This window comes from Rhizobium sp. 01N48, assembly GCF_056399145.1.
In genome coordinates this window covers 133,031-154,811 of record NZ_JBFTQT010000003.1, presented here as the reverse complement: position 1 = coordinate 154,811, position 21,781 = coordinate 133,031, and the positions used below count along the sequence as shown (strand labels likewise).

General features: G+C 63.2%; 20 protein-coding genes. 10 read left to right on the top strand and 10 right to left on the bottom strand.

The features are described from left to right. Positions 1 to 1,425, bottom strand: coding sequence for an MFS transporter (locus tag AC1DOG_RS07130; RefSeq protein ID WP_477927202.1), 1,425 nt, complete (start codon positions 1,423 to 1,425; stop codon positions 1 to 3). Positions 1,426 to 1,679: 254 nt separating this feature from the next. Here AC1DOG_RS07130 and AC1DOG_RS07125 point away from each other — a divergent pair, with 254 nt between their 5' ends. The 5 genes from AC1DOG_RS07125 to AC1DOG_RS07105 all read left to right on the top strand — a co-directional run bounded on the left by AC1DOG_RS07125 (position 1,680) and on the right by AC1DOG_RS07105 (position 6,632). Then, the gene (locus AC1DOG_RS07125; RefSeq protein ID WP_477927201.1) at positions 1,680 to 2,672 is read left to right on the top strand and encodes an MBL fold metallo-hydrolase; all 993 of its coding nucleotides are present in this window, start codon (positions 1,680 to 1,682) and stop codon (positions 2,670 to 2,672) included. A 462-nt stretch (positions 2,673 to 3,134) separates the two neighbouring features. Further along, positions 3,135 to 4,619: an IMP dehydrogenase gene (gene guaB / locus AC1DOG_RS07120; RefSeq protein ID WP_018898529.1), complete on the top strand. Its 1,485-nt coding sequence runs from the start codon at positions 3,135 to 3,137 to the stop codon at positions 4,617 to 4,619. Next, positions 4,619 to 5,176, top strand: coding sequence for a hypothetical protein (locus AC1DOG_RS07115; protein ID WP_477927200.1), 558 nt, complete (start codon positions 4,619 to 4,621; stop codon positions 5,174 to 5,176). Before guaB ends, AC1DOG_RS07115 begins: the two co-directional genes overlap by 1 nt. Before the next feature lie 97 nt (positions 5,177 to 5,273). Further along, entirely contained in the window at positions 5,274 to 5,696 is a 423-nt protein-coding gene (locus tag AC1DOG_RS07110) for an MAPEG family protein (RefSeq protein ID WP_112944618.1), read from the top strand. A gap of 288 nt (positions 5,697 to 5,984) precedes the next feature. Continuing rightward, positions 5,985 to 6,632 (top strand): TetR/AcrR family transcriptional regulator, encoded by a 648-nt coding sequence (locus tag AC1DOG_RS07105; RefSeq protein WP_477927199.1) that lies wholly within the window; start codon positions 5,985 to 5,987, stop codon positions 6,630 to 6,632. Positions 6,633 to 6,638: 6 nt separating this feature from the next. On the opposite strand, the gene AC1DOG_RS07100 is transcribed toward AC1DOG_RS07105, so the two are convergent. After that, entirely contained in the window at positions 6,639 to 7,595 is a 957-nt protein-coding gene (locus tag AC1DOG_RS07100; RefSeq protein ID WP_477927198.1) for a LysR substrate-binding domain-containing protein, read from the bottom strand. 203 nt (positions 7,596 to 7,798) lie between these two features. On the opposite strand from AC1DOG_RS07100, the gene AC1DOG_RS07095 reads away from it, so the two are divergent. After that, complete coding sequence (locus AC1DOG_RS07095; protein ID WP_477927197.1) at positions 7,799 to 8,098, top strand: DUF1127 domain-containing protein; 300 nt, start codon at positions 7,799 to 7,801, stop codon at positions 8,096 to 8,098. A 96-nt stretch (positions 8,099 to 8,194) separates the two neighbouring features. On the opposite strand, the gene AC1DOG_RS07090 is transcribed toward AC1DOG_RS07095, so the two are convergent. The 5 genes from AC1DOG_RS07090 to AC1DOG_RS07070 all read right to left on the bottom strand — a co-directional run bounded on the left by AC1DOG_RS07090 (position 8,195) and on the right by AC1DOG_RS07070 (position 13,520). After that, positions 8,195 to 9,070: a DUF937 domain-containing protein gene (locus AC1DOG_RS07090; protein WP_477927196.1), complete on the bottom strand. Its 876-nt coding sequence runs from the start codon at positions 9,068 to 9,070 to the stop codon at positions 8,195 to 8,197. Between the two features lie 99 nt (positions 9,071 to 9,169). Beyond that, positions 9,170 to 10,543 (bottom strand): glutamate--cysteine ligase, encoded by a 1,374-nt coding sequence (locus AC1DOG_RS07085; protein ID WP_477927195.1) that lies wholly within the window; start codon positions 10,541 to 10,543, stop codon positions 9,170 to 9,172. Between the two features lie 146 nt (positions 10,544 to 10,689). Further along, positions 10,690 to 11,430, bottom strand: a complete 741-nt coding sequence (locus tag AC1DOG_RS07080; RefSeq protein ID WP_477927194.1) for a 16S rRNA (uracil(1498)-N(3))-methyltransferase — start codon at positions 11,428 to 11,430, stop codon at positions 10,690 to 10,692. A gap of 13 nt (positions 11,431 to 11,443) precedes the next feature. Further along, positions 11,444 to 12,943 carry an inorganic phosphate transporter gene (locus AC1DOG_RS07075; protein ID WP_477927193.1) on the bottom strand — a complete coding sequence of 500 codons (1,500 nt, stop codon included), beginning with the start codon at positions 12,941 to 12,943 and terminating at the stop codon, positions 11,444 to 11,446. 64 nt (positions 12,944 to 13,007) lie between these two features. Continuing rightward, the gene (locus AC1DOG_RS07070; protein WP_113199307.1) at positions 13,008 to 13,520 is read right to left on the bottom strand and encodes an NUDIX hydrolase; all 513 of its coding nucleotides are present in this window, start codon (positions 13,518 to 13,520) and stop codon (positions 13,008 to 13,010) included. Positions 13,521 to 13,966: 446 nt separating this feature from the next. Between AC1DOG_RS07070 and AC1DOG_RS07065 the strand changes: the two genes are divergently transcribed. Continuing rightward, positions 13,967 to 15,124: an adenosylhomocysteinase gene (locus AC1DOG_RS07065; protein WP_477927192.1), complete on the top strand. Its 1,158-nt coding sequence runs from the start codon at positions 13,967 to 13,969 to the stop codon at positions 15,122 to 15,124. 13 nt (positions 15,125 to 15,137) lie between these two features. Here the strand turns inward: AC1DOG_RS07065 and AC1DOG_RS07060 are convergent, their stop codons facing one another. Together AC1DOG_RS07060 and AC1DOG_RS07055 are read right to left on the bottom strand one after the other, a co-directional pair. Beyond that, complete coding sequence (locus AC1DOG_RS07060; protein WP_477927191.1) at positions 15,138 to 16,049, bottom strand: agmatinase; 912 nt, start codon at positions 16,047 to 16,049, stop codon at positions 15,138 to 15,140. A 92-nt stretch (positions 16,050 to 16,141) separates the two neighbouring features. Further along, the gene (locus AC1DOG_RS07055) at positions 16,142 to 17,140 is read right to left on the bottom strand and encodes a zinc-dependent alcohol dehydrogenase family protein (protein WP_477927190.1); all 999 of its coding nucleotides are present in this window, start codon (positions 17,138 to 17,140) and stop codon (positions 16,142 to 16,144) included. A 101-nt stretch (positions 17,141 to 17,241) separates the two neighbouring features. Here AC1DOG_RS07055 and AC1DOG_RS07050 point away from each other — a divergent pair, with 101 nt between their 5' ends. Beyond that, positions 17,242 to 18,093 carry a LysR family transcriptional regulator gene (locus AC1DOG_RS07050; RefSeq protein WP_477927452.1) on the top strand — a complete coding sequence of 284 codons (852 nt, stop codon included), beginning with the start codon at positions 17,242 to 17,244 and terminating at the stop codon, positions 18,091 to 18,093. 3 nt (positions 18,094 to 18,096) lie between these two features. Here AC1DOG_RS07050 and AC1DOG_RS07045 read toward each other — a convergent pair whose 3' ends face one another. After that, a complete protein-coding gene (locus tag AC1DOG_RS07045) occupies positions 18,097 to 18,993 on the bottom strand; it encodes a LysR family transcriptional regulator (protein WP_477927189.1) in 897 nt (298 codons plus the stop codon). 134 nt (positions 18,994 to 19,127) lie between these two features. On the opposite strand from AC1DOG_RS07045, the gene AC1DOG_RS07040 reads away from it, so the two are divergent. Together AC1DOG_RS07040 and AC1DOG_RS07035 are read left to right on the top strand one after the other, a co-directional pair. Continuing rightward, positions 19,128 to 20,567, top strand: coding sequence for an FAD-binding oxidoreductase (locus tag AC1DOG_RS07040; RefSeq protein WP_477927188.1), 1,440 nt, complete (start codon positions 19,128 to 19,130; stop codon positions 20,565 to 20,567). Next, a complete protein-coding gene (locus AC1DOG_RS07035; protein ID WP_477927187.1) occupies positions 20,564 to 21,763 on the top strand; it encodes an FAD-binding protein in 1,200 nt (399 codons plus the stop codon). Before AC1DOG_RS07040 ends, AC1DOG_RS07035 begins: the two co-directional genes overlap by 4 nt. Positions 21,764 to 21,781 lie beyond the last annotated feature (18 nt).

The following is a 21,781-nucleotide window of genomic DNA, read 5'->3' as shown; positions in this document are numbered from 1 at the left end:
TTACTTTACCGCCTGCTGTTCGGCTTCCATCACGCTTGGCGCCAGCGGCTTGACGCGATGGCCGGAAACCAGCGCGCCGGCATGCTTGTCCATGCGGATGAAGGGGATGGTCGCGACCACGGTCATAACCGCGATCACGTAGAAGGCAATGTGGAAGTCCACCACCTGCAGCGCTTCGCCGCGAATGAAGATCGAGGTCTCGAGGATCGCCGCGGCCACGGCCACGCCAAGCGCCAGGCTGATCTGCTGCATCACGGAGCTCATCGAGGTCGCCTGGCTCGCCTGCGCGTCGTCGATATCGGCATAGGCGAGCGCGTTGACGCCGGTAAAGAAGAAGGAGCGCGAGAAGCCGCCGATCAGAAGCACGAGAATGATGACGAGATGCGGCGTGGTCGGCGTGAAGAAGCCGGTCGTGACAGTCACCAGCGTGGTCACGCCCGCCGCCGTCAGCAGCGTCGAGCGGAAGCCCACGGCCGCGAACACCCGCTTGGCCATGAACTTCGTGGTGATCGCGCCGATCGCGCCGGCGAATGTGATGAGGCCGGATTGGAACGGCGTCAGCCCGAAACCGAGCTGCAGCATCAGCGGCGTCAGAAACGGCATGGCGCCGATGCAGATGCGAAATAGCGTGCCCCCCGTCGTCGATGCCCGGAAGGTCGGGTTCTTGAAGAGCTGCAGATTGAGAATCGGCGCCGGGTGCTGTCTCGCATGCCGCACATAAAGCGCGCCGCAGACGACGCCGATCGCGGTCGCCGCGATGCCGATGATCGGCGGCAGCGCCGGCAGGCTGACGACGGAGAGGCCGAAGACCACGCCGGCTGCGGCAAACGAGGTCAGCACAAACCCGGTGATGTCGAGTTTCGGCGGCGCCGTCGCCTCGACCTCCGGCAGGAAGATCGTTGCCAGCCACACGCCGATGATGCCGACGGGCACGTTGATCAGGAAGATCCAGTGCCAGGTGAAATAGGTGGTGATGAAGCCGCCGAGCGGCGGTCCCGCGAGCGGCCCGACCAGCGCGGGGATAGTCAGCAGCGCCATCGCCGAGACCAGATCGCTGCGCTTGGTGGTGCGCAACAGCACCAAGCGGCCGACAGGCGTCATCATCGCTCCGCCCATGCCCTGCAGGAAGCGGGCGACGACGAATTCGATAAGGCCGGACGAGATCGCGCAGAAGATAGAGCCGACGACGAAAACGCAGATGGCGAGGCGGAAGATGCGCTTGGCACCGAACCGGTCCGCCATCCAGCCGCTGATCGGGATGAAGACGGCGAGCGACACCATATAGGATGTCAGCGCCAGCTTCAGCGTGATCGGCCCGACATGCAGGTCGTTGGCGATCGCCGGCAGCGCGGTCGAGATGACGGTGGAATCCATCTGCTCCATGAAGAGCGCGACGGCAAGGATCAGGGGAACGATGCGGTTCATGCGCGAAAGCCTTGGGGGTCTAGCAAAGGCGGCTTGGAAAGCCATTGCTCTTTAGTCCTCGCACCGGCGTCTGCCAAGTGCGCATTCATCTTAGGAAATACGAATGCATCACGTCTGCGTGAGACGGATGGTTCAGGGATTTCAACGCGCGGAATTGACATATGTTCGTTTCAGCGGATTGCGATAAACGGTGATCCGCGATGACGACGGGGGCGGCGCGCCAATGCGCCGTGCGTTATTACAAAGGATGGAACATGGCGATTTCGATGGGGATGAACAGGCGCGCGTTTGTAGCGGCAGGCGTTGGCCTGCTGGCCGCGCCGATGATTTTGAAAGAGACGGCCGTGATGGCCGCAACCGGAGATAACACCAAGATGGATGCGACGACGCAGCCCCAGTTCAATCAGTTCAAGCTCGGCTCCTTCAAGTTCACAGTCGTGAAGGACGGTGGCGTGGTTGGCGAAAAGCCAAATGAAACTTTCGGCACCAACCAGACGCCGGAAACCGTTCAGGCGCTGCTCGCCAAGAACTTCCTGCCGACGGACAAGTTCGTCAACACCTTCGCGCCCTTCGTGGTTGATACCGGCTCTGACGTGATCCTTGTCGATACCGGCTTCGGCGAAAGCGGCCGCGCCAAGGGCAATGGACAACTCGCCGCCGGCCTCAAGGCTTCCGGCTATTCGACCGACGACATCACCATCGTTGCGCTCACCCATCTGCATGGCGATCACATCGGCGGCCTGATGGAAGGCGGCAAGCCGGCCTTCGCCAAAGCCCGCTATGTCGCCGGCAAGACCGAGTACGATTTCTGGACCGACAAGGCCCGCGAGGGAACGCCGGCCGAAGGCGGCCACAAGGCGGTGCTCGCCAATGTCGCTCCGCTTGCCGAAAAGATGACCTTCATCGGCGAGGGCGATACGATCGCCTCCGGCATCACCGCCATGCTGGCCCCCGGCCACACCCCCGGCCACATGATCTTCAACATCGAGTCGGATGGAAAGCGCCTGGTCGCCACCGGCGATACCGCCAACCACTATATCCTGTCGCTGCAGAACCCGACCTGGGAAGTCCGCTTCGACATGGACAAGGCCCAGGCAGCCGCCACCCGCAAGAAGGTGTTCGACATGATCGCAGCCGACAAGGTCCCGTTCCTCGGCTACCACATGCCGTTCCCGGCCGTCGGCTATGCGGAAGTTTACGAAAGCGGCTACCGCTTCGTTCCCAAAACCTACCAGTTCGACCTCTGATCCTGCTGCATGGCAGCCATACCAAGCCCGGCCGCCGCGCCGGGCTTGTCGTGTTTTTGGGACAGGCTTGGGTCGTATTCGCGATCGCTTCTCCTCTCCACCCTCATTCCTGTGCTTGTCACAGGAAACCAGCCGATGCGCGTCGGCGCGGCGAGAAGAGTCTATTTTGTTCAATGACTTGAGCGCGCTGGATCCCTGTGACGAGCACAGCGATGAGGACGGGAAACGGGGTGCGCTGAAAGAAAGCCGGCTTTTAACCGGTGGCATCCGGTTTATAGCGAGCGTCTCTACAACGCCTTCGCCATCCCGACGCCACCCACGGCCGGCCACATTTTTTACTATTCCCTTAACGCCATAGACGTGGTACCAGCCCTCGCCAACTTCCAAAGCAACCTTACACATCGCCGGTGCGGATAAGACGTTCCGGGTGAGGGTGCATTTTTCTTTTATAAGGAATTGGCCATGGCTCGCATCATTGAAACGCCGACCGGTTTAGACGCACTCACCTTCGATGACGTGCTGCTGCAGCCCGGTCACTCCGACGTCCTTCCGGGCCAGACCAGCGTCGCGACGCGCATTGCCACCGATTTCGAACTCAATATTCCGATCATCTCGTCTGCCATGGACACGGTCACCGAAAGCCGTCTGGCGATCGCCATGGCGCAGGCCGGCGGCCTCGGCGTCATTCACAAGAACCTGACCCCGATCGAGCAGGCCGAGCAGGTCCGCCAGGTCAAGAAGTTCGAAAGCGGCATGGTCGTCAACCCTGTCACGATCGGCCCGGATGCGACGCTCGCCGATGCGCTGGCGCTGATGAAGATCCACAGCATCTCCGGCATCCCGGTTGTTGAAAAGTCCGGCCGCCTCGTCGGCATCCTCACCAACCGCGACGTCCGCTTCGCCTCCGATCCGGCCCAGAAGATCTATGAGCTGATGACCCGCGAGGGCCTCGTCACAGTCAAGGAAACCGTCGACCAGCAGGAAGCCAAGCGTCTGCTGCACGCTCACCGCATCGAAAAGCTGCTGGTGATCGATGGCGAAGGCCGTTGCGTCGGTCTCATCACCGTCAAGGACATCGAGAAGTCGCAGCTCAATCCGAACGCCTCCAAGGATGCGCAGGGCCGCCTTCGCGCCGCTGCCGCAGTCGGCGTCGGTGACGATGGCTTCGAACGCGCCGAGCGCCTGATCGAGGCCGGCGTCGACCTGCTCGTCGTCGATACTGCCCATGGCCACTCGCAGGGCGTTCTGAACGCCGTCGCGCGCGTCAAGAAGCTCTCCAACTCCGTTCGCGTCATGGCCGGCAACGTCGCCACGTCGGATGGCACCAAGGCGCTGATCGATGCAGGTGCTGATGCCGTCAAGGTCGGTATCGGCCCGGGCTCGATCTGCACCACCCGCATTGTCGCCGGCGTCGGCGTTCCGCAGCTTGCGGCTATCATGTCGGCGGTCGAAGCGGCTCGCGCCCAGGATGTCCCCGTCATCGCCGATGGCGGCATCAAGTTCTCCGGCGACGTCGCCAAGGCGATCGCATCCGGCGCATCCGCCGTCATGATCGGCTCGCTGCTGGCTGGCACCGACGAAAGCCCGGGCGAAGTCTACCTCTACCAGGGTCGCTCCTTCAAAGCCTATCGCGGCATGGGCTCCGTTGGCGCCATGGCCCGCGGCTCGGCGGACCGCTACTTCCAGGCGGAAGTGCGCGACACCCTCAAGCTCGTTCCCGAGGGTATCGAAGGCCAGGTACCCTACAAGGGCCCGGTCTCCGGCGTCCTGCATCAGCTCGCCGGCGGCCTGAAGGCTGCCATGGGTTATGTCGGCGGCAAGGACCTCAAGGACTTCCAGGAACGCGCCACCTTCGTGCGCATCTCCGGCGCCGGTCTGCGTGAAAGCCATCCGCACGACGTCACCATCACCCGCGAAAGCCCGAACTACCCGGGTTCCGGCGCCTGATGAACGACGCGAGCAGCCGTATTCCGACCTCGGTCGTCGCGCTGCTCGCGGCCATCTCCCTGGGTGTCTTCATCTGGATGCTCCTGGGCTATGTCCTGCCGTTTCAGGATATGACCCACGCCGCGATGCTCGAAGCGCGGCTGGGTCGCTATGATGCGAGCGATATCGACGCCATGCGCGGCTTGCTCGAGCGAAAGCCGGAAGCGCGCGACTTGCTTGTCGCCATGCATCGCGGGCCTGATCTCATCCTGCCGTTCGTACTGACGGCATTCCTCTTTACCGTTCTCGCCAAGCTGCGCCCCGCCGGCCGCTACTTCAATCGCCCGATGCATCCCTTGATGATCGCTGCGATCTATGCGCTGCCCTTCCTCTACGGCTTTTCCGACTATGCCGAGAACATCCTGACCGACAACCTCTTCGCCGGCGACGCCGAGTGGAGCTTCGCGACGGCATTGCTGCCCTGGGCGTCGAGCCTCAAATTCGCGAGCCTGACCGTCTGCGTCATCGTCATCCTGCGCTTCCTCGTCTACCGCATCGTGCCGCCGACGGATCGCTGACGTCGCTGGCCCAACCGACACTGGAAACGCCGGTTCGTTTGCTCTAAAGCTCTGACACCAAAAGAAAACTGGCAAAGGAGACGAGCGTATGACTGGAATGACAGGCTATGAGATGTTCTGGCCCATCATCGCCCATGCGGCGCTGGTCTACATGCTCTACATGCTGCTCGGCTACCGTCGCCAGAAGATGCTTAAGTCGGGCAAGGTGCATGCATCCGACTATCGCGAAAACCGCGGCGAGCCGACCGAAAGCCTGATCGTCAAGAACAGCCTGGCGAACCAATACGAGCTGCCGGTGCTGTTCTACGCCTGCTGCATCCTTCTCTACATGACCGAAGCCGACAATCTGATCGCGCTCGTGCTCGCGTGGATCTTCGTCGCCTTGCGCTATGTCCACGCCTTCGTCCACGTTACCAGCAACAACCTGCGCTACCGCAGCCCGCTCTTTGCCGCCGGCTATCTTGTGCTCGGCGTCATGTGGGTCTGGCTTGCCGTCTGGATAATGTTCCCGAACGGCTGAGCGGTCGGGAATCATCATCTCTCTCCACGAATCAGCCATGCGGCCGGTTTTCTATAAGCGACACGGCTAGCAGCGTGTCGCGGCCAGTGTTCGGCCCGAAAGTGGCGTAAATTTACCCTCCGGAACCGACCAAATCAGGGCTTATCACCCCGGTTTGGTTGAGCTTTTGCCGATCGTTAGAATACAAGCTTTCTCGTTTACGCCTCATGAAGGCCTGCATGTCATATCGGCCGAAAGGGCCGGTTTTGGGCAATGTCCGGTCTGCGAATAAGAGGGATGGGGAACGACATGAACGTCGGGAGCTTCGATCGCATTGGCCTCCGTAGGAAGCCGAAACAGGAACGCAGTATTCAAAGGCTGGACCTGATCTTGTCCGCCGCCTCGGAGCTGATTGCGGCCAAGGGTGTCGGCGCCATGCGCATGACCGAACTCGCGGTCGCCGCCAATGTGCCGATCGGCTCGGTCTACCAGTATTTCCCCGAGAAGGCGGCGATCGTCAAAGCGCTGTTCGACCGCCACTCGCTGGCCATCCGCGCCAGGGTCGCGGACGCCTTCGCGTCGGTGCAATCCGTGCCGGAAGCGCTCGATGTGCTCGAAGCCACAATCGACTGGCATTATGAGGACTACCGCAATGATGCCGCGAGCCTTGGCATCTGGCTTGGTACCGAGACCGATCAGGACCTCTCGCAGCTCAATGTGGAACACAACAGCCGCATCGCCCGGATCTTTCGCGAAACGGCCCAGCGCATCGCGCCCGAACTCAGCAATGTCGATAGCGAGGCGCGCACCTATCTCTTCAGCCACCTGATCGGTTCGTCGGTCAGGCTCGCGGTGACGAGCGACCCGTGCTTCGCCGCCCGCATCCTGCAGGAATGCAAGTCGCTCGTGCGCAGGTCCTTCTTCACATCCATGCCGACGGAGCTGGTCGCCGGCTGATCCCAATTACCAGCTGGTCACCGTGTTCGCGACCTTCAGGCGCGGCTGCGCGCGCACGTAAGTGCCTTTCACCTCGGCGTCGAGATTGTCCTCCACCACGGCAGGCGTGATGYTGTCGAGGCAGGCGGTGATGTGCGCGGTGATCGCGTTCATCAGCGAGATCGAAACGCCCGGCCGCTTCATGATGCCGATCTGCACCGGGGGGAGCGCCGGGAAGCCGTCCGCCTGAGTCAGCACCTTCATGCCCGTGCGCAGCGCCGATTCCGGCATGGTCGAAACGGCAAGTCCGGAGAGAACCGCCGCCGCGATGACGGTGCAAGACCAGCTGGTGAACAGAATCTGATGTTCGCGCCCGCCCGCGTCGAGCGCGGCTATGGCGGTCTGTCTCCACGGGCAGTCGCGGCGCCCGACGGCGAGCGGCACCGGCGCATCGTCGCGGATCGGATGGTTGGCCGAACCGACCCAGCAGAGCGGTTCGGTCCTGACCACGTCCGACATGCGCACGCGCGGATTATGCGTCACCAGCGCAATGTCGAGTTCGCCCCTGTGCATGCGCTCGGCCAGATCGACCGACGGCTCGCAGACGATATAGAGCTCGACGTTCGGATGCGTCTTGGCGAAGCGGCCGATGATCTCCGGCATGTAGCGTTCGGCATAGTCGTCAGGTGTGCCGATCCTCAGCGTGCCCTCGAGCCGGTTGTCGTCGAAGGCTGCGATCGCTTCGTTGTTGAGGCGGATGATGCGGCGGGCATAGTTGAGCAGCTTCTCGCCCTCGACGGTCAGCCGGTTGCCGCGGCCGTCCTTGATGAACAGCTGTTTGCCGATCCGCTCCTCGAGGCGGCGCATCTGCATCGAAACGGCGGATTGCGTCTTGTAGACCCGGTCGGCGGCCTTGGTGAAGCTGCCGGAATCGATGATGGCGATGAAGGTCTGCAGCTGGTCAATATCAAGAGGCGCGGCCATGGTTCTCACCTATAAACATCTCTGATGATAATCATTAGAAACATTCGTTGGACTGATCAATAGCCGTTTGGCATCTTGTGGCTGCAAATCAATCAAAGTGATGGCCAGGCAAATCGGCCTGTCCGCTCGAAAACCAACTTGCCTCTCCGTGCCCGATCGCGCGGAAAGGGCGGGTTGTTGCGCGCCCATGAAAGGATCATCCCATGCGCACGACAGACCGGATATTAGAACTCGACTGCAACCCCGCGATCAAGACCTATTCGCAGCGTCTCGTCGCCGGTTTCGCAACGCTGGCATCCGTACTGCGCGTGTTCCGCAATCGTATGGAGATCAACGCGCTGCACGAGCTCGACGACAACCAGCTGAAGGATATCGGCCTTTCGCGGGCCGATCTCGACGCGGCCTTCCTGGCCTCGACCTTCTTCGAGGATCCGTCGGATCAGCTGACGCGGTCCGCGCGCAATCGCGGCCGCAATTCGCTTCACCGGCTCCGCCAGGATTAAGCCGAAACCAGTTTTCCCCGCAGGGTGATAGCCAATAACCCTGCCTCTTGCCCGGTGCCGACCTCCCAGTCGTCTCCGGGTTTTTTTATGCGCGTCTTATGGCTTGGGGGAGGAGGGCGGCGTCTTCGGCATATAGCTCTCGAAGATCGCTTCCATGTTCTTCTGGTAGCCCTTTTGCACCTCAAGCCCGCTGTCGAACATGGTGTTCAGCATGTCCATGTAGCTGGAGGCCTCGGGTGCCTTCTCCGCTTTCTCGCTGGCCTTCGGCGTTTCCGTGGGCTTCTGCGGCGCGGGCTGGGCGAAGCTTCCCATCATTTCCTGGAATGCCTTGGTAAAGGGATTGTCGAGGAACGGATTGGCCGGTGCCGCCTTTTCGGGCTCCGGCTTCGGCGCGCTGAACATCAGCTGCATCGCCTGCGTGAATGGATTGTCGAAGATGCTGGGCTGCGGCGTCGGCGTCTGTTTCGGCGCGAAGCCGGTGGCCTGCAGCCATTGCTGGATGCTCTCGCCCATCGCCGTGTTGACGAAAGGATTCACCGGCGCGTTCATCTGCCCCATCGATTGCTTGAACAGCCCGCCCATCAGCGTGCCGGCCATGATCGGCAGCATCTGCTTGTAGATTTCCTGGCCGATCCCGGTCATCTGCGCGGCCTGCGCCGCCACTGCCCGCGACACGTCCTTGGAGCCGAAGAGCTGCGCCAGGATGTCGTTGCCGTCGGAGATCCCCTGCGGCGTGAACGCCTTGCTCATGTCCTCGAAATACTTGGCATAGTTGCCTGACGACACCGCCTGCATCAGGCCCATGAAATCGTAGGGGTTGCTGCTGCTCCGCTTCAGCCCGGCCGAGAAAGCCGGCATCAGCGCGGCCATCGCCTGCGTCGCCTGCTCCTGCGCCAGGTTGAACTGCTTGGAGATCGCGTCCATCGCCGCGCCGTTCTGCGCCTGCATCATCATGTCGAAGAGTGGCAGCATGGAAAAGCCCTTTCCCGGTTCGCGACGCATGATCGCGTCACTATAGCCGGAAAAAGGAATGCGCAAACCGCTTTTTGCAGAAGGGCTTAGTGGTTGCCCTTAGTATTGGTACTCTTCGAACGCGGGCTCGACCGAACCGTTCCAGCGGCCGTTGTAGAGCGCGAGCAGGTCTTCCGCCAGCGTCGCCTTCTTGGCCATCACCTCATCGAGCGGCGACAGGAAGATCGTCTCGTCCTGGCCTTCGCTGTTGAGCTTGCCGCGCGCCTTGAGGCCGGCCTTGGAAATGGCAAGAACCTCGCGCGCAGTATCGTAAAGCGTGTGGCCACGGAATGCCGCCGTCAGCCCCTCGGCCGGCACCGCGTTGCGCAGTGCGTTCACCTCGTCGAAGCCCCAGTCCTTGGTCAGCTGGTCGGCGGCCTCGAGTGCCGTTGCGTCGTAGAGCAGGCCAACCCAGAAGGCCGGCAGCGCGCAGATGCGGCGCCACGGGCCGCCATCGGCGCCGCGCATTTCGAGGAAGCGCTTCAGGCGCACGTCGGGGAAAAGCGTCGATAGATGGTTCGTCCAGTCGCCCATCGTCGGCTCCCAGGCGGCGATCTCGCCCTTCAGCTCGCCGTTCATGAACTGGCGGAAAGTGATGTGGGTACAGTCCTTGTAGCGGCCGTCGCGGACGATGAAGTACATCGGCACGTCGAGCGCCCATTCCACATAGTCGCTGAAGCCGAAATCGTCGCGGAAGGTGAAGTCGAGCAGGCCCGAGCGGTTGTTGTCGGTGTCGCGCCAGATATCGCCGCGCCAGGACTGCAGCCCGTTGAGCTTGCCTTCGGTAAAGGGGGAGGAGGCAAACAGCGCCGTTGCCAGCGACTGCAGCTTCATCGAGACGCGCATCTTCTTGCGCATGTCGGCTTCCGAGGAGAAGTCAAGGTTCACCTGGATCGTGCAGGTCCGGTACATCATGTCGAGACCCTGCGTGCCAACCTTCGGCATGTAGCGGCTCATGATGCCGTAGCGCGACTTCGGCATGACGGGGGTCTCGGCCAGCGTCCACTTCGGGCTGCCGCCGATGCCAAGGAAGCGGATGCCCATCGGTTCCGCGATCTCGCGCAGCACGGCCAGATGCGCGTTGGATTCCTTGCAGGTCTGGTGAATGTTTTCGAGCGGCGCGCCCGAGAGCTCGAACTGCCCGCCCGGCTCGATCGAGATCGCGCCCATGCCCGATGGCTCGGCAAGGCCGATGATGTTCTCGCCGTCAAGGATAGGCTCCCAGCCGCTCTTCGCTTCCAGACCCTTCAGCAGTCCGGAAATGCTGTTTTCGCCAAAATATGGAACCGGGCTGTTATCGGCGCGGAAGAAGGCGAACTTCTCATGTTCGGTGCCGATGCGGAACTTCTCTTCCGGCTTGTTTCCCGCCGCAAGATAATCGGTCAGCTCCTGAACCGAAGAGAGCGGGGTCTGGTCGGTGGTATCGCGAGCCATTCAAGTAACCTGTATTCGGGAAACGCCCGGAAAGTATCCGGACAGTAGGAAGGGTGATTAGGACCGCTGGCACGTATGTTGCAAGTGAAATTGTTTCAACCAGCCATCAAAAAAATACCAGCAACTGTGGCCCGTTGCCCACGCGGCTATTGGTTCCAGTCGCCGAGTGCCACCTGTATCACTGCCATGGCGGCAACGGCTGCGGTATCGGCGCGCAATATTCTCGGCCCGAGCGGGATCGCGGTCACGAAATCAAGGCTGCGCAGACGCGCGCGCTCGTCTTCGGAAAAGCCGCCCTCGGGTCCGACGAGCAGCGCCAGCTTGCGCTCCTTTACCGCCGAGAGGATCGGCAGCGGGTTCTGCCCGGCGTCGCCCTCGTCGCAATAGATGATCCGCCGGTCGCTCGGCCATCCGTCGAGCATGTCGAAGAGCCGCACCGGCTCGGCCACATCTGGGATGCCGAGAATGCCGCATTGTTCCGCCGCCTCGATGACGTTGGCGCGGAGCTTGTCGAGGTTGTTGATCTTGCCCTGCACATGCTGCGTCATGACAGGCTGCAGTATGCCGGCGCCCATCTCCACGGCCTTCTGCACGAGATAATCCAGCCGCCCGACCTTCAGCGGCGCGAAGAGATAGTGCAGGTCGGAAGGCGCTGGCTGCGGCCGTGTTTGTTCCTCCGGCACGATCATGATGCGCTTGCGGGTCGGCAGCGAAAGCTTCGCCTTCCACTCGCCGTCGCGGCCGTTGAAGACGAGGATCTCGGCGCCGTCGCCCATCCTCAGCACATTGGCCAGATAATTATACTGGTCCGGCGTCGCCTCGGCGGCCACGCCTTTGGAGAGGGGAGCGGCGACAAACAGCCGTTGCATTCTGAAATTGGCGCGCATCGAAATGTCCTGGCTAAACGAAGAGCGCGACCATAGCCCAATAGAGCACGGCCGCAAGCACGGCGGATGCCGGCACGGTGATGACCCAGGCGGCGATGATCGTCATGAAGTGCGAACGCCGCACCAGCCGGCGCCGGCGCACCTCGTGGGTGTTGGGGTCGTCGGGCTCCTCCAGCATCCAGACCTCGGCCTTGCGGCGCATATATTCGATCCGGCGCTTGGAGTTGCGGGTGTACCATTCGCGGAAGAAGCCGACACCGAACACCGCACCAACGGCGATATGCGTCGTACTGACCGGCAGTCCGAACCAGGAGGCGACGATGACGGTAAACGCCGTCGCCATCGCCACGCAGTAAGCACGCATCGGGTTGAGCTTGGTGATCTGCCCGCCGACGAGGCGGATCAGGCGCGGTCCAAACAGCAAAAGACCGACCGAAATGCCGAGCGCCCCGATCAGCATCACCCAGAGCGGCGGTTCTGAGCCGCGGATGAGAGGCTGTCCAAAGGACACGCGCACGATCGCCGAAAGCGGGCCTACGGCGTTGGACACGTCGTTGGCGCCGTGCGCGAAGGACAGAAGTGCCGCCGCGCCGATCAGCGGCATCTGGAACAGCACCCGCAGCGAGCTGTTGCGGTTCTCCAGCCCCTGCGCCCGCATATTGACCAGCGGCCGCGCCACCAGCCAGCCGACCACGCCGGCTGCGATGCCGAGCAGGATGATCGTCGACGCTGAGAACGCGTTCATGCTTTCAAGCTGAAGGATCATATAGGCGGTGAAGCCGCCCACCATGATCGCGATGAGCACCGGCACCCAGCGCTTGGCCGAGGTGATCTTGTCCTCGCGGTAGATGATCAGCGTCTTGACCAGATAGAGCATGCCGGCGGCAATCACGCCGGCGATCAGCGGCGACGTCATCCAGCTGGAGGTGATCTCGGCCAGGACCCGCCAGTTGACCGGCCCCGGGCCGAGCGCGCCCACGCCCGCGCCGATTACCGCGCCGACGATCGAGTGCGTGGTCGAAACGGGCGCGTTCAGCCATGTCGCGAGGTTGATCCAGAGTGCCGCCGCCATCAGCGCCGCCATCATGATCCAGGAGAGCGTGGCGGGCGGGATCTGCGATGCGTCGACGATGCTGGACGAGATCGTCTTCACCACCGCGCCCCCCGCTATCGTCGCGCCGAGGATCTCGAAGATAGCGGCGATGACGAGCGCCTGGCCCATGGTCATGGCACGCGCACCGACGGCGGCGCCAACGTTGTTGGTCACGTCGTTCGCGCCGATGTTCATGGCCATGTAGGCCGCAAGGGCCGCGGCCGCGATCACCAGCCCGGCGTCGGGACGGCCGAACACGTATATCGCCGCAAACAGCATGGCGAGGCCGAGAAAGACGAAACCGATCCCCGGCGCCACCAGCTTGCGCGAGACGTATTTCGACGCGTCTTCGACCTGCGTGAGCTTGTCGAGATCCTTGTCGAGCGTTCGTTTGGTGAGGACGGTGGGGCGGTCGGCCATGCTGTTCCTTGTGATTGAGGCCCGCTTTTGCGCCGCTAATTCTAGCAGCGCAAGATGGCAGGAATCATTCAGCCGGAATCTGCTGCAGCGCGAGAGGTTCGAGTTGCCCGGTCATGCGGCGCTTGAAGAGCAGGAAGAGATCGCGCAGTTCCGGCTCGTTGACGCGCTTGGCGGCCTCTTCGCAGGAGACCCACTCGTAACGCCGCTCGCCCTTCTCCTTGAAGTTCTTGGCGATCGTCGAGACCTCGAGCACGTAGACCTGAACCTTGCAGGTCACCTTCAGCCCGTTCTTCAGAACCTTGGGATAGTGGTAGCAGCCGATCGTCTGGCTCTCGACCGTACCGCGCACACCGGCTTCCTCGTAAGCCTCGCGAGCGGCCACCTCGTAGGAGGTCTTGCCGTCCATCGGCCATCCCTTGGGGATCACCCAGCGGCCGGTATCGCGGCTGGTCAGAAGCAGCACTTCAAGCGCGCCGGTCTTGCCCTTCGTCCGGTAGCAGAGCGCAGCATATTGCTGGCGCGGAGGGCGCCGGAACATCAGCTGGACATCGGAGGCAAGGCGGGCAAGTAGGCTCAACGGTCGGGTCACCTTTATCGGTTGGGTGCGTATATTAGTGTCTCATGGAAAGCTTGCGCGATCCATGTGTGTGTTTTGCTTTCGGTTCAGGCTTTATATCTATCAATAGAGCCTTTCGTTTTGGTTTCGGTTTCAAAAAACCGCCATCGAATGCTCTATTTCCGTCACGTCGAGTGCCATTTAATATGATATCGACTTTCGTCATAATCAACGACGACGTGAAGCTGTCCCGCGATAGCCCCAAACATTGGCAATTCTGCGTCGGTTCTCCACAGAAAAGATTGCCCGGCTAACATCCTGAAGAGGTAAATGAGACCCTCAAAGCCTGCTCAGACAGGTGATCCGGCGCAATGAGTCGGCGTGTTTGCGTTGCTCTCGGCGAAAAATATCCTTGGTCGCCACCTGCCATTCGGCTTATCAATGCGTCGAAAACAGGAGGATGGTTCATGGTATCGGAAGCAACGCGCATCGATTGGATTGGGGGTAGCTGCCGGCTGCTACAGGCAACGGCGGCGGAGTTCCGCGACACCCGGCCCTTCAAGGGCCTGACGATCGGCACCGGCATCCATCTCGAACCGAAAACGGTGGCGCTTCTGATGACGCTCAACGCCGGCGGCGCGCGTCTGGTCTGCACCGGCAACCTGAACAGCACCCAGCCCGCGACGGTGGAATATCTGCGCAGCCAGGGCATCACCGTCTTCGCCACCCAGACCACCGATCCCGCCGCGCATCATCAGAGCCTTGTTGCCGTGGTTGCGGAAAAGCCGGATCTGCTGCTCGACAATGGCGGCGATCTCTTCGCCATCGCAGCGGAAAGCCCCTACGCCAATCTCCTGGGTGGCACCGAGGAGACCACCTCCGGCCGCACCCGCCTGCTGCCGCTGCGCGACAAGCTCAACATGCCGATCCTCGTCATCAACGACAGCCCGATCAAGCAGTTCGCCGAAAACAAGCATGCCGTTGGCCAGAGCCTGTTCGAGAGTTACATGCGTTTCACCAACCGCTCCACCAACGGCAAGCGCGTCACGGTCTTCGGCTATGGCGCCTGCGGCAAGGGCACTGCCGCCTGCTTCCGCAATGCCTTCTCGCAGGTCAGCGTCGTCGATATCGACCCGGTGACGACGCTCGAAGCGCATCTGGATGGTTTCGTCACACCGCTGCGCGATGACGCCATCCGCTCCGCCGACGTGCTCGTCACCGTCACCGGCCATCCCGATATCATCACCTTGAAGGACCTGCCGCTGATCAAGAACGGCGCGATCCTGATGAACGGCGGCCATTTCCCCAACGAGATCGACGTCGCCGCCTTCCGCGCCCACAAGGACGTCGTCGCGACCGACCGCTATCCGGCCGATGGCATCGAGACCCTGCATCTGAAGGACGGCCGCGCCATCCACATCCTGGGCGGCGGCCATATGGCCAACCTCGCCGGCCCACGCCCGCTAGGTAATTCCGTGGAATCCATGGACCTCGGCTTCACCCTGCAGGTCCGCTGCCTGGAACTCGTCGCCAAGCGTGGCGTCGGTCCCGAAGCCTGCATCGTGCCGGTCCCCGCGGATATCGACGCGATGGTGGCGAGCGCTTATCTCGATCTGGCGCGGTAGGCGCGAATGCCCGTCAGATTTGGCGGGCGATTGTGCCGATGACGTTGGTGACCAGCCGCGCTGCCGTCAGCGCGGAAATACCGTCGATATCGGCGGGCGGATAGAGTTCGACGAGATCGAAGCCGACAATCCGGCCCCGTCTGCCGACGCCGGCAATCAGATCGATGACCTGTGTGTAGGTAAGGCCGCCGGGCGATCGGGCAGCCACGCCGGGCATGATGCTGGGGTCGAGGCCATCGCAGTCCAGTGTGATTGCGACCCGCGCGCCCTCGGGAACATGCCGGAGGGCGGCGTCGACACCGAGGGAGTGAACCTCCCGAGCGGTGACGAAGCGGCTGCCATAGGCCTCGGCCGCTTCGATTTCCGCGCGACGAGCGCTTCCGACGCCGCGCATGCCTACCTGCACCATCCCGGCAATATGTCCCATCTCGCTCGCCCGGCGCATCGGGTTGGAATAGCCGTAACGCTCGCCATGGAGCTCATCACGCCAGTCGATGTGCGCATCGATCTGGACAATCCAGATCGGCCCGTGATCCGCGAAGCCGGCGAAGAAAGGAATGGGGACTGAATCGTCGCCGCCGAGCAGGATCGGCACGGCTGACATCGCCAGTATTTCCCGTGTCTTTGCCTCGATCAGCGCCCGATTCCGCGCGTTGTCATGCATCTCGGTGGGCAAATCACCGGCATCGAAGCAGCATGCCGGCTTGCCGTCAAAAATCGGTCCGCCGAGATCAAAATCCCAATGCTCGACAAGTGATGCGTCTTCTTGGCTCGCGGCGCGGATGGCATTGGCCGCTGTCGCGTAGCCGCTGCTGTCCTTGTCGCGATAGGTGCTGCCGTGAGCGGCGCTGAAGATCACCATGCGAGGCGTGGCGCCGTCGGGCATATGAGAGTTGAGACCAAGAAAGGCAGGCGAAGCGGTCATTGCGGGATCCGGATCATTGTTCGATGGGCGCATGCACTCAAACACCGGCGGCGCTCAACGTCCATGAGAATGTTGAGCGCCGTAACCGAGCCTCAATCGATCTCGATCACCAGCTTGCCCTCAGCCTCGCGGCTTTCGATCAGCCTGTGTGCTTCGGCGACATCGGCAAGCGAAAACCGCCGGCTGTCCATGCGGGGCAAAAGCTTGCCTGCTTCGGCGAGCCGGGTCACCTCGCGCAGGATCTCGCTATGATGCGCTCGGCCTTCGCCCGTCAGTAAGGGCAGCAGCGTGAACACGCCGGAATAACTCGCCGCCTTGAACGAGAGCGGCGCCAGCGCATACGTGCCCCAGCCGAGCGCGCTGACAACATGGCCGAACCGGCTCGCCGCCTTGAACGCCATGTCGAGCCCGGCGCCGCCGACCGTATCGTAGACGACATCGAAGCCGCGCCCCGCGGTATAGGTCGCGACGTGATCCTCGATGGTGCCGACGGCGCGGTCGATCGGCGTTGCGCCGAGGCTGCGGAGATAGTCGGCCTTCGCTGCGCCGTCGATTGCATAGACCTCGGCGCCGACAGCCCGGGCGATCTGCACGGCGATATGCCCGACCCCGCCGGCACCGCCGATGATGAGAACACGCTGGCCGCTTGCGACCTTCGCCCGGTCCACCAGCCCTTCCCATGCGGTCATAGCCGCCAGCGGCAGCGCGGCGGCTTCCCGCATCGACAGATTGCTCGGCTTGAGCGCGACGAGATCGGAGTCGACAGCCGCGAACTCGGCCAGCGACCCCTGAATGCCGCCGACCCCGCCGGTCATGCCGTAGACCGCGTCGCCGCGCCGGAAACCGGTCACATCGGGGCCGACCGCCTCGACGATACCAGCCATGTCGATGCCGAGGATGGCGGGCAGGGGGTGGCGGGCATGGGCGGCGTTGCCGGCGCGGATCTTGGTGTCGAGCGGATTGACGCCGCTGGCCTGGATGCGCACCAGCACCTCGCCCTTGGCGGCCTCAGGCCGGGCGATCTCCGTCTGCCGAAACGCGCCCTGCGGCGCGTTGACGACAAGCGCTTTCATCTTGGATTTCGAAGACATGGGACACTCCTTTCGTGTTGGTGAAAGGAGGATGCGCCGTTGAAGATCGAATGGAAATCATAGATAAAGCATGAAGATCATGCAGAAATGTTTGGGTGGCCATGGAGTGGAGCGATCTCAGGCTGTTCCTGGCCATTGCCAGGCTCGGCACCTTGGGTGCGGCGGCGCGCAGCCTCGGGCTGACCCAGCCGACCATGGGCCGGCGCCTGCGCGCCCTTGAGGCTGCACTCGGCCAGACGCTCTTCCAGCGCACAGCCGATGGTTTTGTGCTGACCGACGAAGGCGTGGCGGTCTTCGCCCATGCCGAGCGGATCGAGGAGGAGGCGCTCGCCCTGCAGCGCGAACTGGCCGGCACCGCCAGCGACCTCACCGGCTTTCTGCGCCTCTCGTCCTCGGATTGGTTCGGCACTCATCTGTTGGCGCCCGTCATTGCCGAGTTTTCGCACGCCTATCCCAAGGTTGTCGTCGAACTCCTGACCGATAGTCGCCTGCTCAGTCTCTCCCGGCGCGAGGCCGATCTCGTCTTCCGCATCGCACCCTTCACGGAGCCGGAAGTGATCTCCCGCCGGCTGCTGCGCATCGAATATGGCCTCTATATCAAGCGTGGCCTGCCGCACCCGGTGGCGGGAAGCGGGGAGGGCGCGCGTCTGGTCACCATGGACGAGGCCTTCGGCGGCATGCCCGATGTCTTGTGGCTCCAGCGTCTGCTGCCGAAAGCCGCGATCGCGCTTCGCAGCAACAACCGCGATGTGCAGGCAACGCTCTGCGCCAACGGCGCCGGCCTCGCCGTGCTGCCGCGTCCGCTTGGCGACAGCCTGGCCGCGATCGAGCGGGTCGACCTCGGTGAACCGCCGCCGGGGCGCGACACCTGGGTCGGCTATCACCGCGACATGAAGCGGATGGCGCGGCTGCGCGCGCTGCTCGATCACGTCATCGAGCGGCTGGCCAACTGACCGTCACCGCTCCCAATAGGGCACCGGCCCATAAAGCTCCGCGAGATAATCGATGAACAGCCGCACCTTGGCCGGCAGGAACTGGCGGCTTGGGTAGACGGCCGATAGCGTCACGTTGCGCGACCCCTCATAGGCCGGCAGCACCTGCACCAGCTGCCCGGATTTCAGCTCCGCGCCGATATCCCAGGTCGAGCGCAGCGCAATGCCGAGGCCGGCAATCACGGCCTCGCGGATCACCTCGCTGGAATTGGTGACAAGCATCCCCTCCGGCCGGATCGACAGCGCGCCCTCAGGCCCCTCGAGCCGCCAGACATCGTTATTGTGGGCCGGCAGGCAGCGGTGCCGCTTGAGATCGTCGATGCTATCGGGCGTGCCATTGGCCTTGAGATAATCGGGAGAGGCGCAGAGCACGCGGCGCACCGGCGCCAGCCGGCGGGCGACGAGGCTGGAATCGGTGAGCTCCGCGATGCGGATCGCCAGATCGAACCCGCCGCCGACGATGTCGCTGAACTCGTCGGAAAGCACGAGGTTGATGGCAAGATCGGGATGGGCGTCCATGAAGCGCTTCAGATACGGCGCGATATGCATGCGCCCGAACGAGGTCGGCGCCGAGACCTTCAGCGTCCCATGCATCTGTGCCGAGCGCCCGGAAATGTAGAACTCCGCCTCTTCCAGCCCGGCCAGAATGCCGAGCACCCGGTCGTAAAAACCCTGGCCGGCTTCGGTCAGCGAAATCTGCCGCGTCGTGCGCTGCAAAAGCCGCGTTCCCAGCCGATCTTCCAGCCGCTTGATGCGCTTGGAAACCACAGCCGGCGAGAAACCGAGGGCGCGCCCCGCAAGCGACATGCTGCCCGTCGCCGCCACCTTGGCGAAGATTTCGAGATCTCCCAGATTGGTCATGTCGCCCCGATAATTTCTTATTTTGTCATAAGTGCTTAGCATTTGCGCCAGATTGGGGAAAGTGTTAAGCCCGAAGCCTTGGCAGTATGGAGGATACGGCCGGTTTCGCCTGATGTGGCGAAGGGAGGAAAGGCATGTCCGACGCCATTTCGTTTCTTGCCCCGCGCGCCGATGTCATGGCGCGCCGCCGGCAGATCGTTGCCGATCTCGCCGATCTCCTGCCGCCGGAATGCCTGGTTTCCGAGCCGCGCGAACTCATGCCCTTCGAGACCGACGCCTTCGTCTCCTACCGCCGCATGCCGCTTGCCGTGGCGCTCCCGCGCAGCACCGCCGAAGTGGCGGCGGTGATGAAATACTGCCATCGCTACGGCATCCCCGTCGTCCCGCGCGGCGCCGGCACGTCGCTGTCGGGTGGCGCCATTCCGCAGGAAGATGCGGTTGTCGTCTGCGTCTCGAAGATGAACCGCATCATCGAGATCGACCTTTTCAATCGCGCCGCCGTCGTCGAGGCCGGCGTGACCAATCTCAACATTTCCGAAGCCGTCTCCGCCGATGGCTTCTTCTATGCGCCCGATCCGAGCTCGCAGCTCGCCTGCACCATCGGCGGCAATATCGGCATGAACTCCGGCGGTGCCCACTGTCTGAAATACGGCGTCACCACCAACAACCTGCTCGGCGTGAAAATGGTGCTGGTCGATGGCACGGTCATCGATCTCGGCGGCAAGGGGCTGGATGCCGGCGGCTACGATCTACTCGGTCTCGTCTGCGGCCACGAGGGCCAGCTCGGCATCGTCACCGAAGCAACGGTGCGGCTGATCGCCAAGCCGGAAGGCGCGCGGCCGGTGCTCTTCGGCTTCCCGACCTCGGAAGAGGCGGGCTCCTGCGTCGCCGATATCATCGCATCCGGCATCATCCCCGTCGCCATCGAGTTCATGGACAAGCCGGCCATCGAAATCTGCGAGGCCTTCGCCAAGGCCGGATATCCGCTCGATGTCGGCGCGCTTTTGATCGTCGAGGTCGAGGGTTCGGAAGCCGAGATGGACGACATGCTGAAGGATATCGTCGACATCGCCCGCCGCCATGGCGTCAGCACCGTGCGCGAATGCCAGTCGGCCACCGAAGCCGCACTCATCTGGAAAGGCCGGAAATCCGCCTTCGGCGCCACCGGCCGCATTGCCGATTACATTTGCATGGATGGCACCGTTCCGCTCAGCCAGCTCTCCTATGTGCTGAATAAGACCTCCGAGATCATCGAGCGCCATGGCCTGCGCGTCGCCAATGTCTTCCACGCTGGCGACGGCAACATGCACCCGCTCATCCTTTTCAACGCCAATGATCCAGACGACGCCGCCCGCGCCGAGGCGGCCGGCATGGAGATATTGAAGCTCTGCGTCGATGCCGGCGGCTGCCTCACCGGCGAACACGGCGTCGGCATCGAGAAGCGCGATCTGATGCGCCATCAATATTCCGATGCCGATCTCGCCCAGCAGATGGCTGTCCGCGCCGCCTTCGATCCCGGCTGGCTGCTCAATCCCTCCAAGGTCTTCCCGCTCGAAGGGCGCCAACCCACATGATCGAGCTATGCCCGACCACAGAGGAGGAAGCGTCGGAGATCATCCGCGCCCATGCGCAGGCCGGCACGCCGCTGAGCATAGCTGGCGGCAACACCCGCTCCGGCTTCGGCAATGCTGTCGCAGCCGAACACCGCCTGCGCTCGACCGAGCTCTCGGGCATCGTTGCCTATAACCCCGGCGAGATGGTGCTCACCGCCCGCGCCGGAACGCCGCTTGCCGAAATCGGGGCTGCGTTGGCCGAGAGCGGCCAGACCATGGCCTTCGAGCCGATGGATCACCGCCCGCTCATGGGCACATCCGGCGCGCCGACCATTGGCGGGGTCTTCGCCGCCAACGTCTCCGGCCCGCGCCGCCTGATATCAGGCGCCGCCCGCGACAGCCTGCTCGGTGTCCGTTTCGTCAATGGACGCGGCGAGGCGATCAAGGCCGGCGGGCGGGTGATGAAGAACGTCACCGGCCTCGACCTCGTCAAGCTGATCGCCGGCTCGCACGGCACGCTCGGCCTCATCAGCGAGGTTACCTTCCGCGTGCCGCCGAAGCCGAAGTCCGAAGCGACGATCGTGATCTCGGGCCTCAACGACGCCGAGGCCGCCAATGCCATGGCTGCGGCAATGGCGCTGCCGGTCGAGGTCTCGGGCGCCGCCCATCTGCCCATGACCGTCGCCTGGACCTTCCTCGGCAACCGTCTGCCCGAGGGCGAGGCCACCGTGCTGCGCATCGAGGGCCTGCCGGCCTCCGTCGCCGTTCGTGCTGAAAAGCTCGGCACCACGATGTCCGCCTTCGGCCCCGTCGCGCGGCTCGGTGAGGACGACAGCGCCGCCCTCTGGCGCGAGATCCGCGATGTGAAACCCTACGCCGATGGCGGCCCGCGCCCGGTCTGGCGCGTATCCGTGGCACCCTCGGTCGGCCACCAGCTGGTCGCGGCACTGAGGCTGGAGACCGGCGTCGACGCCTTCTACGACTGGCAGGGCGGCCTCGTCTGGATGCGCATGGAAGCGGACGCCGAAGCGAACCTGCTGCGACGTTTCATGCACGCACTCGGCGGCGGCCACGCCACGCTGATGCGCGCGCCTGATGCGATGCGCGCGATGACCTCGGCCTTCGAGCCGCAGGTCGATGCCGTGGCGCTGCTGTCGGCGCGGGTAAAGGAGAAGTTCGATCCGGCGGGGATTTTCAGTCCGGGGAAGATGGGGTGATTTTGATGCTGTACCGTG

What these genes read in the sequence shown, in the direction of transcription:
- AC1DOG_RS07060 (WP_477927191.1), bottom strand. Translation starts at nt 16,049, where the DNA reads ATGACCGCTTCGCCTGCCTTTCTTGGTCTCAACTCTCATATGCCCGAC.
- AC1DOG_RS07115 (WP_477927200.1), top strand. Translation starts at nt 4,619, where the DNA reads ATGAACGACGCGAGCAGCCGTATTCCGACCTCGGTCGTCGCGCTGCTC.
- AC1DOG_RS07040 (WP_477927188.1), top strand. Translation starts at nt 19,128, where the DNA reads ATGTCCGACGCCATTTCGTTTCTTGCCCCGCGCGCCGATGTCATGGCG.
- AC1DOG_RS07080 (WP_477927194.1), bottom strand. Translation starts at nt 11,430, where the DNA reads ATGCGCGCCAATTTCAGAATGCAACGGCTGTTTGTCGCCGCTCCCCTC.
- AC1DOG_RS07085 (WP_477927195.1), bottom strand. Translation starts at nt 10,543, where the DNA reads ATGGCTCGCGATACCACCGACCAGACCCCGCTCTCTTCGGTTCAGGAG.
- AC1DOG_RS07090 (WP_477927196.1), bottom strand. Translation starts at nt 9,070, where the DNA reads ATGCTGCCACTCTTCGACATGATGATGCAGGCGCAGAACGGCGCGGCG.
- AC1DOG_RS07105 (WP_477927199.1), top strand. Translation starts at nt 5,985, where the DNA reads ATGAACGTCGGGAGCTTCGATCGCATTGGCCTCCGTAGGAAGCCGAAA.
- guaB (WP_018898529.1), top strand. Translation starts at nt 3,135, where the DNA reads ATGGCTCGCATCATTGAAACGCCGACCGGTTTAGACGCACTCACCTTC.
- AC1DOG_RS07050 (WP_477927452.1), top strand. Translation starts at nt 17,242, where the DNA reads ATGGAGTGGAGCGATCTCAGGCTGTTCCTGGCCATTGCCAGGCTCGGC.
- AC1DOG_RS07125 (WP_477927201.1), top strand. Translation starts at nt 1,680, where the DNA reads ATGGCGATTTCGATGGGGATGAACAGGCGCGCGTTTGTAGCGGCAGGC.
- AC1DOG_RS07065 (WP_477927192.1), top strand. Translation starts at nt 13,967, where the DNA reads ATGGTATCGGAAGCAACGCGCATCGATTGGATTGGGGGTAGCTGCCGG.
- AC1DOG_RS07055 (WP_477927190.1), bottom strand. Translation starts at nt 17,140, where the DNA reads ATGTCTTCGAAATCCAAGATGAAAGCGCTTGTCGTCAACGCGCCGCAG.
- AC1DOG_RS07130 (WP_477927202.1), bottom strand. Translation starts at nt 1,425, where the DNA reads ATGAACCGCATCGTTCCCCTGATCCTTGCCGTCGCGCTCTTCATGGAG.
- AC1DOG_RS07075 (WP_477927193.1), bottom strand. Translation starts at nt 12,943, where the DNA reads ATGGCCGACCGCCCCACCGTCCTCACCAAACGAACGCTCGACAAGGAT.
- AC1DOG_RS07110 (WP_112944618.1), top strand. Translation starts at nt 5,274, where the DNA reads ATGACAGGCTATGAGATGTTCTGGCCCATCATCGCCCATGCGGCGCTG.
- AC1DOG_RS07035 (WP_477927187.1), top strand. Translation starts at nt 20,564, where the DNA reads ATGATCGAGCTATGCCCGACCACAGAGGAGGAAGCGTCGGAGATCATC.
- AC1DOG_RS07045 (WP_477927189.1), bottom strand. Translation starts at nt 18,993, where the DNA reads ATGACCAATCTGGGAGATCTCGAAATCTTCGCCAAGGTGGCGGCGACG.
- AC1DOG_RS07095 (WP_477927197.1), top strand. Translation starts at nt 7,799, where the DNA reads ATGCGCACGACAGACCGGATATTAGAACTCGACTGCAACCCCGCGATC.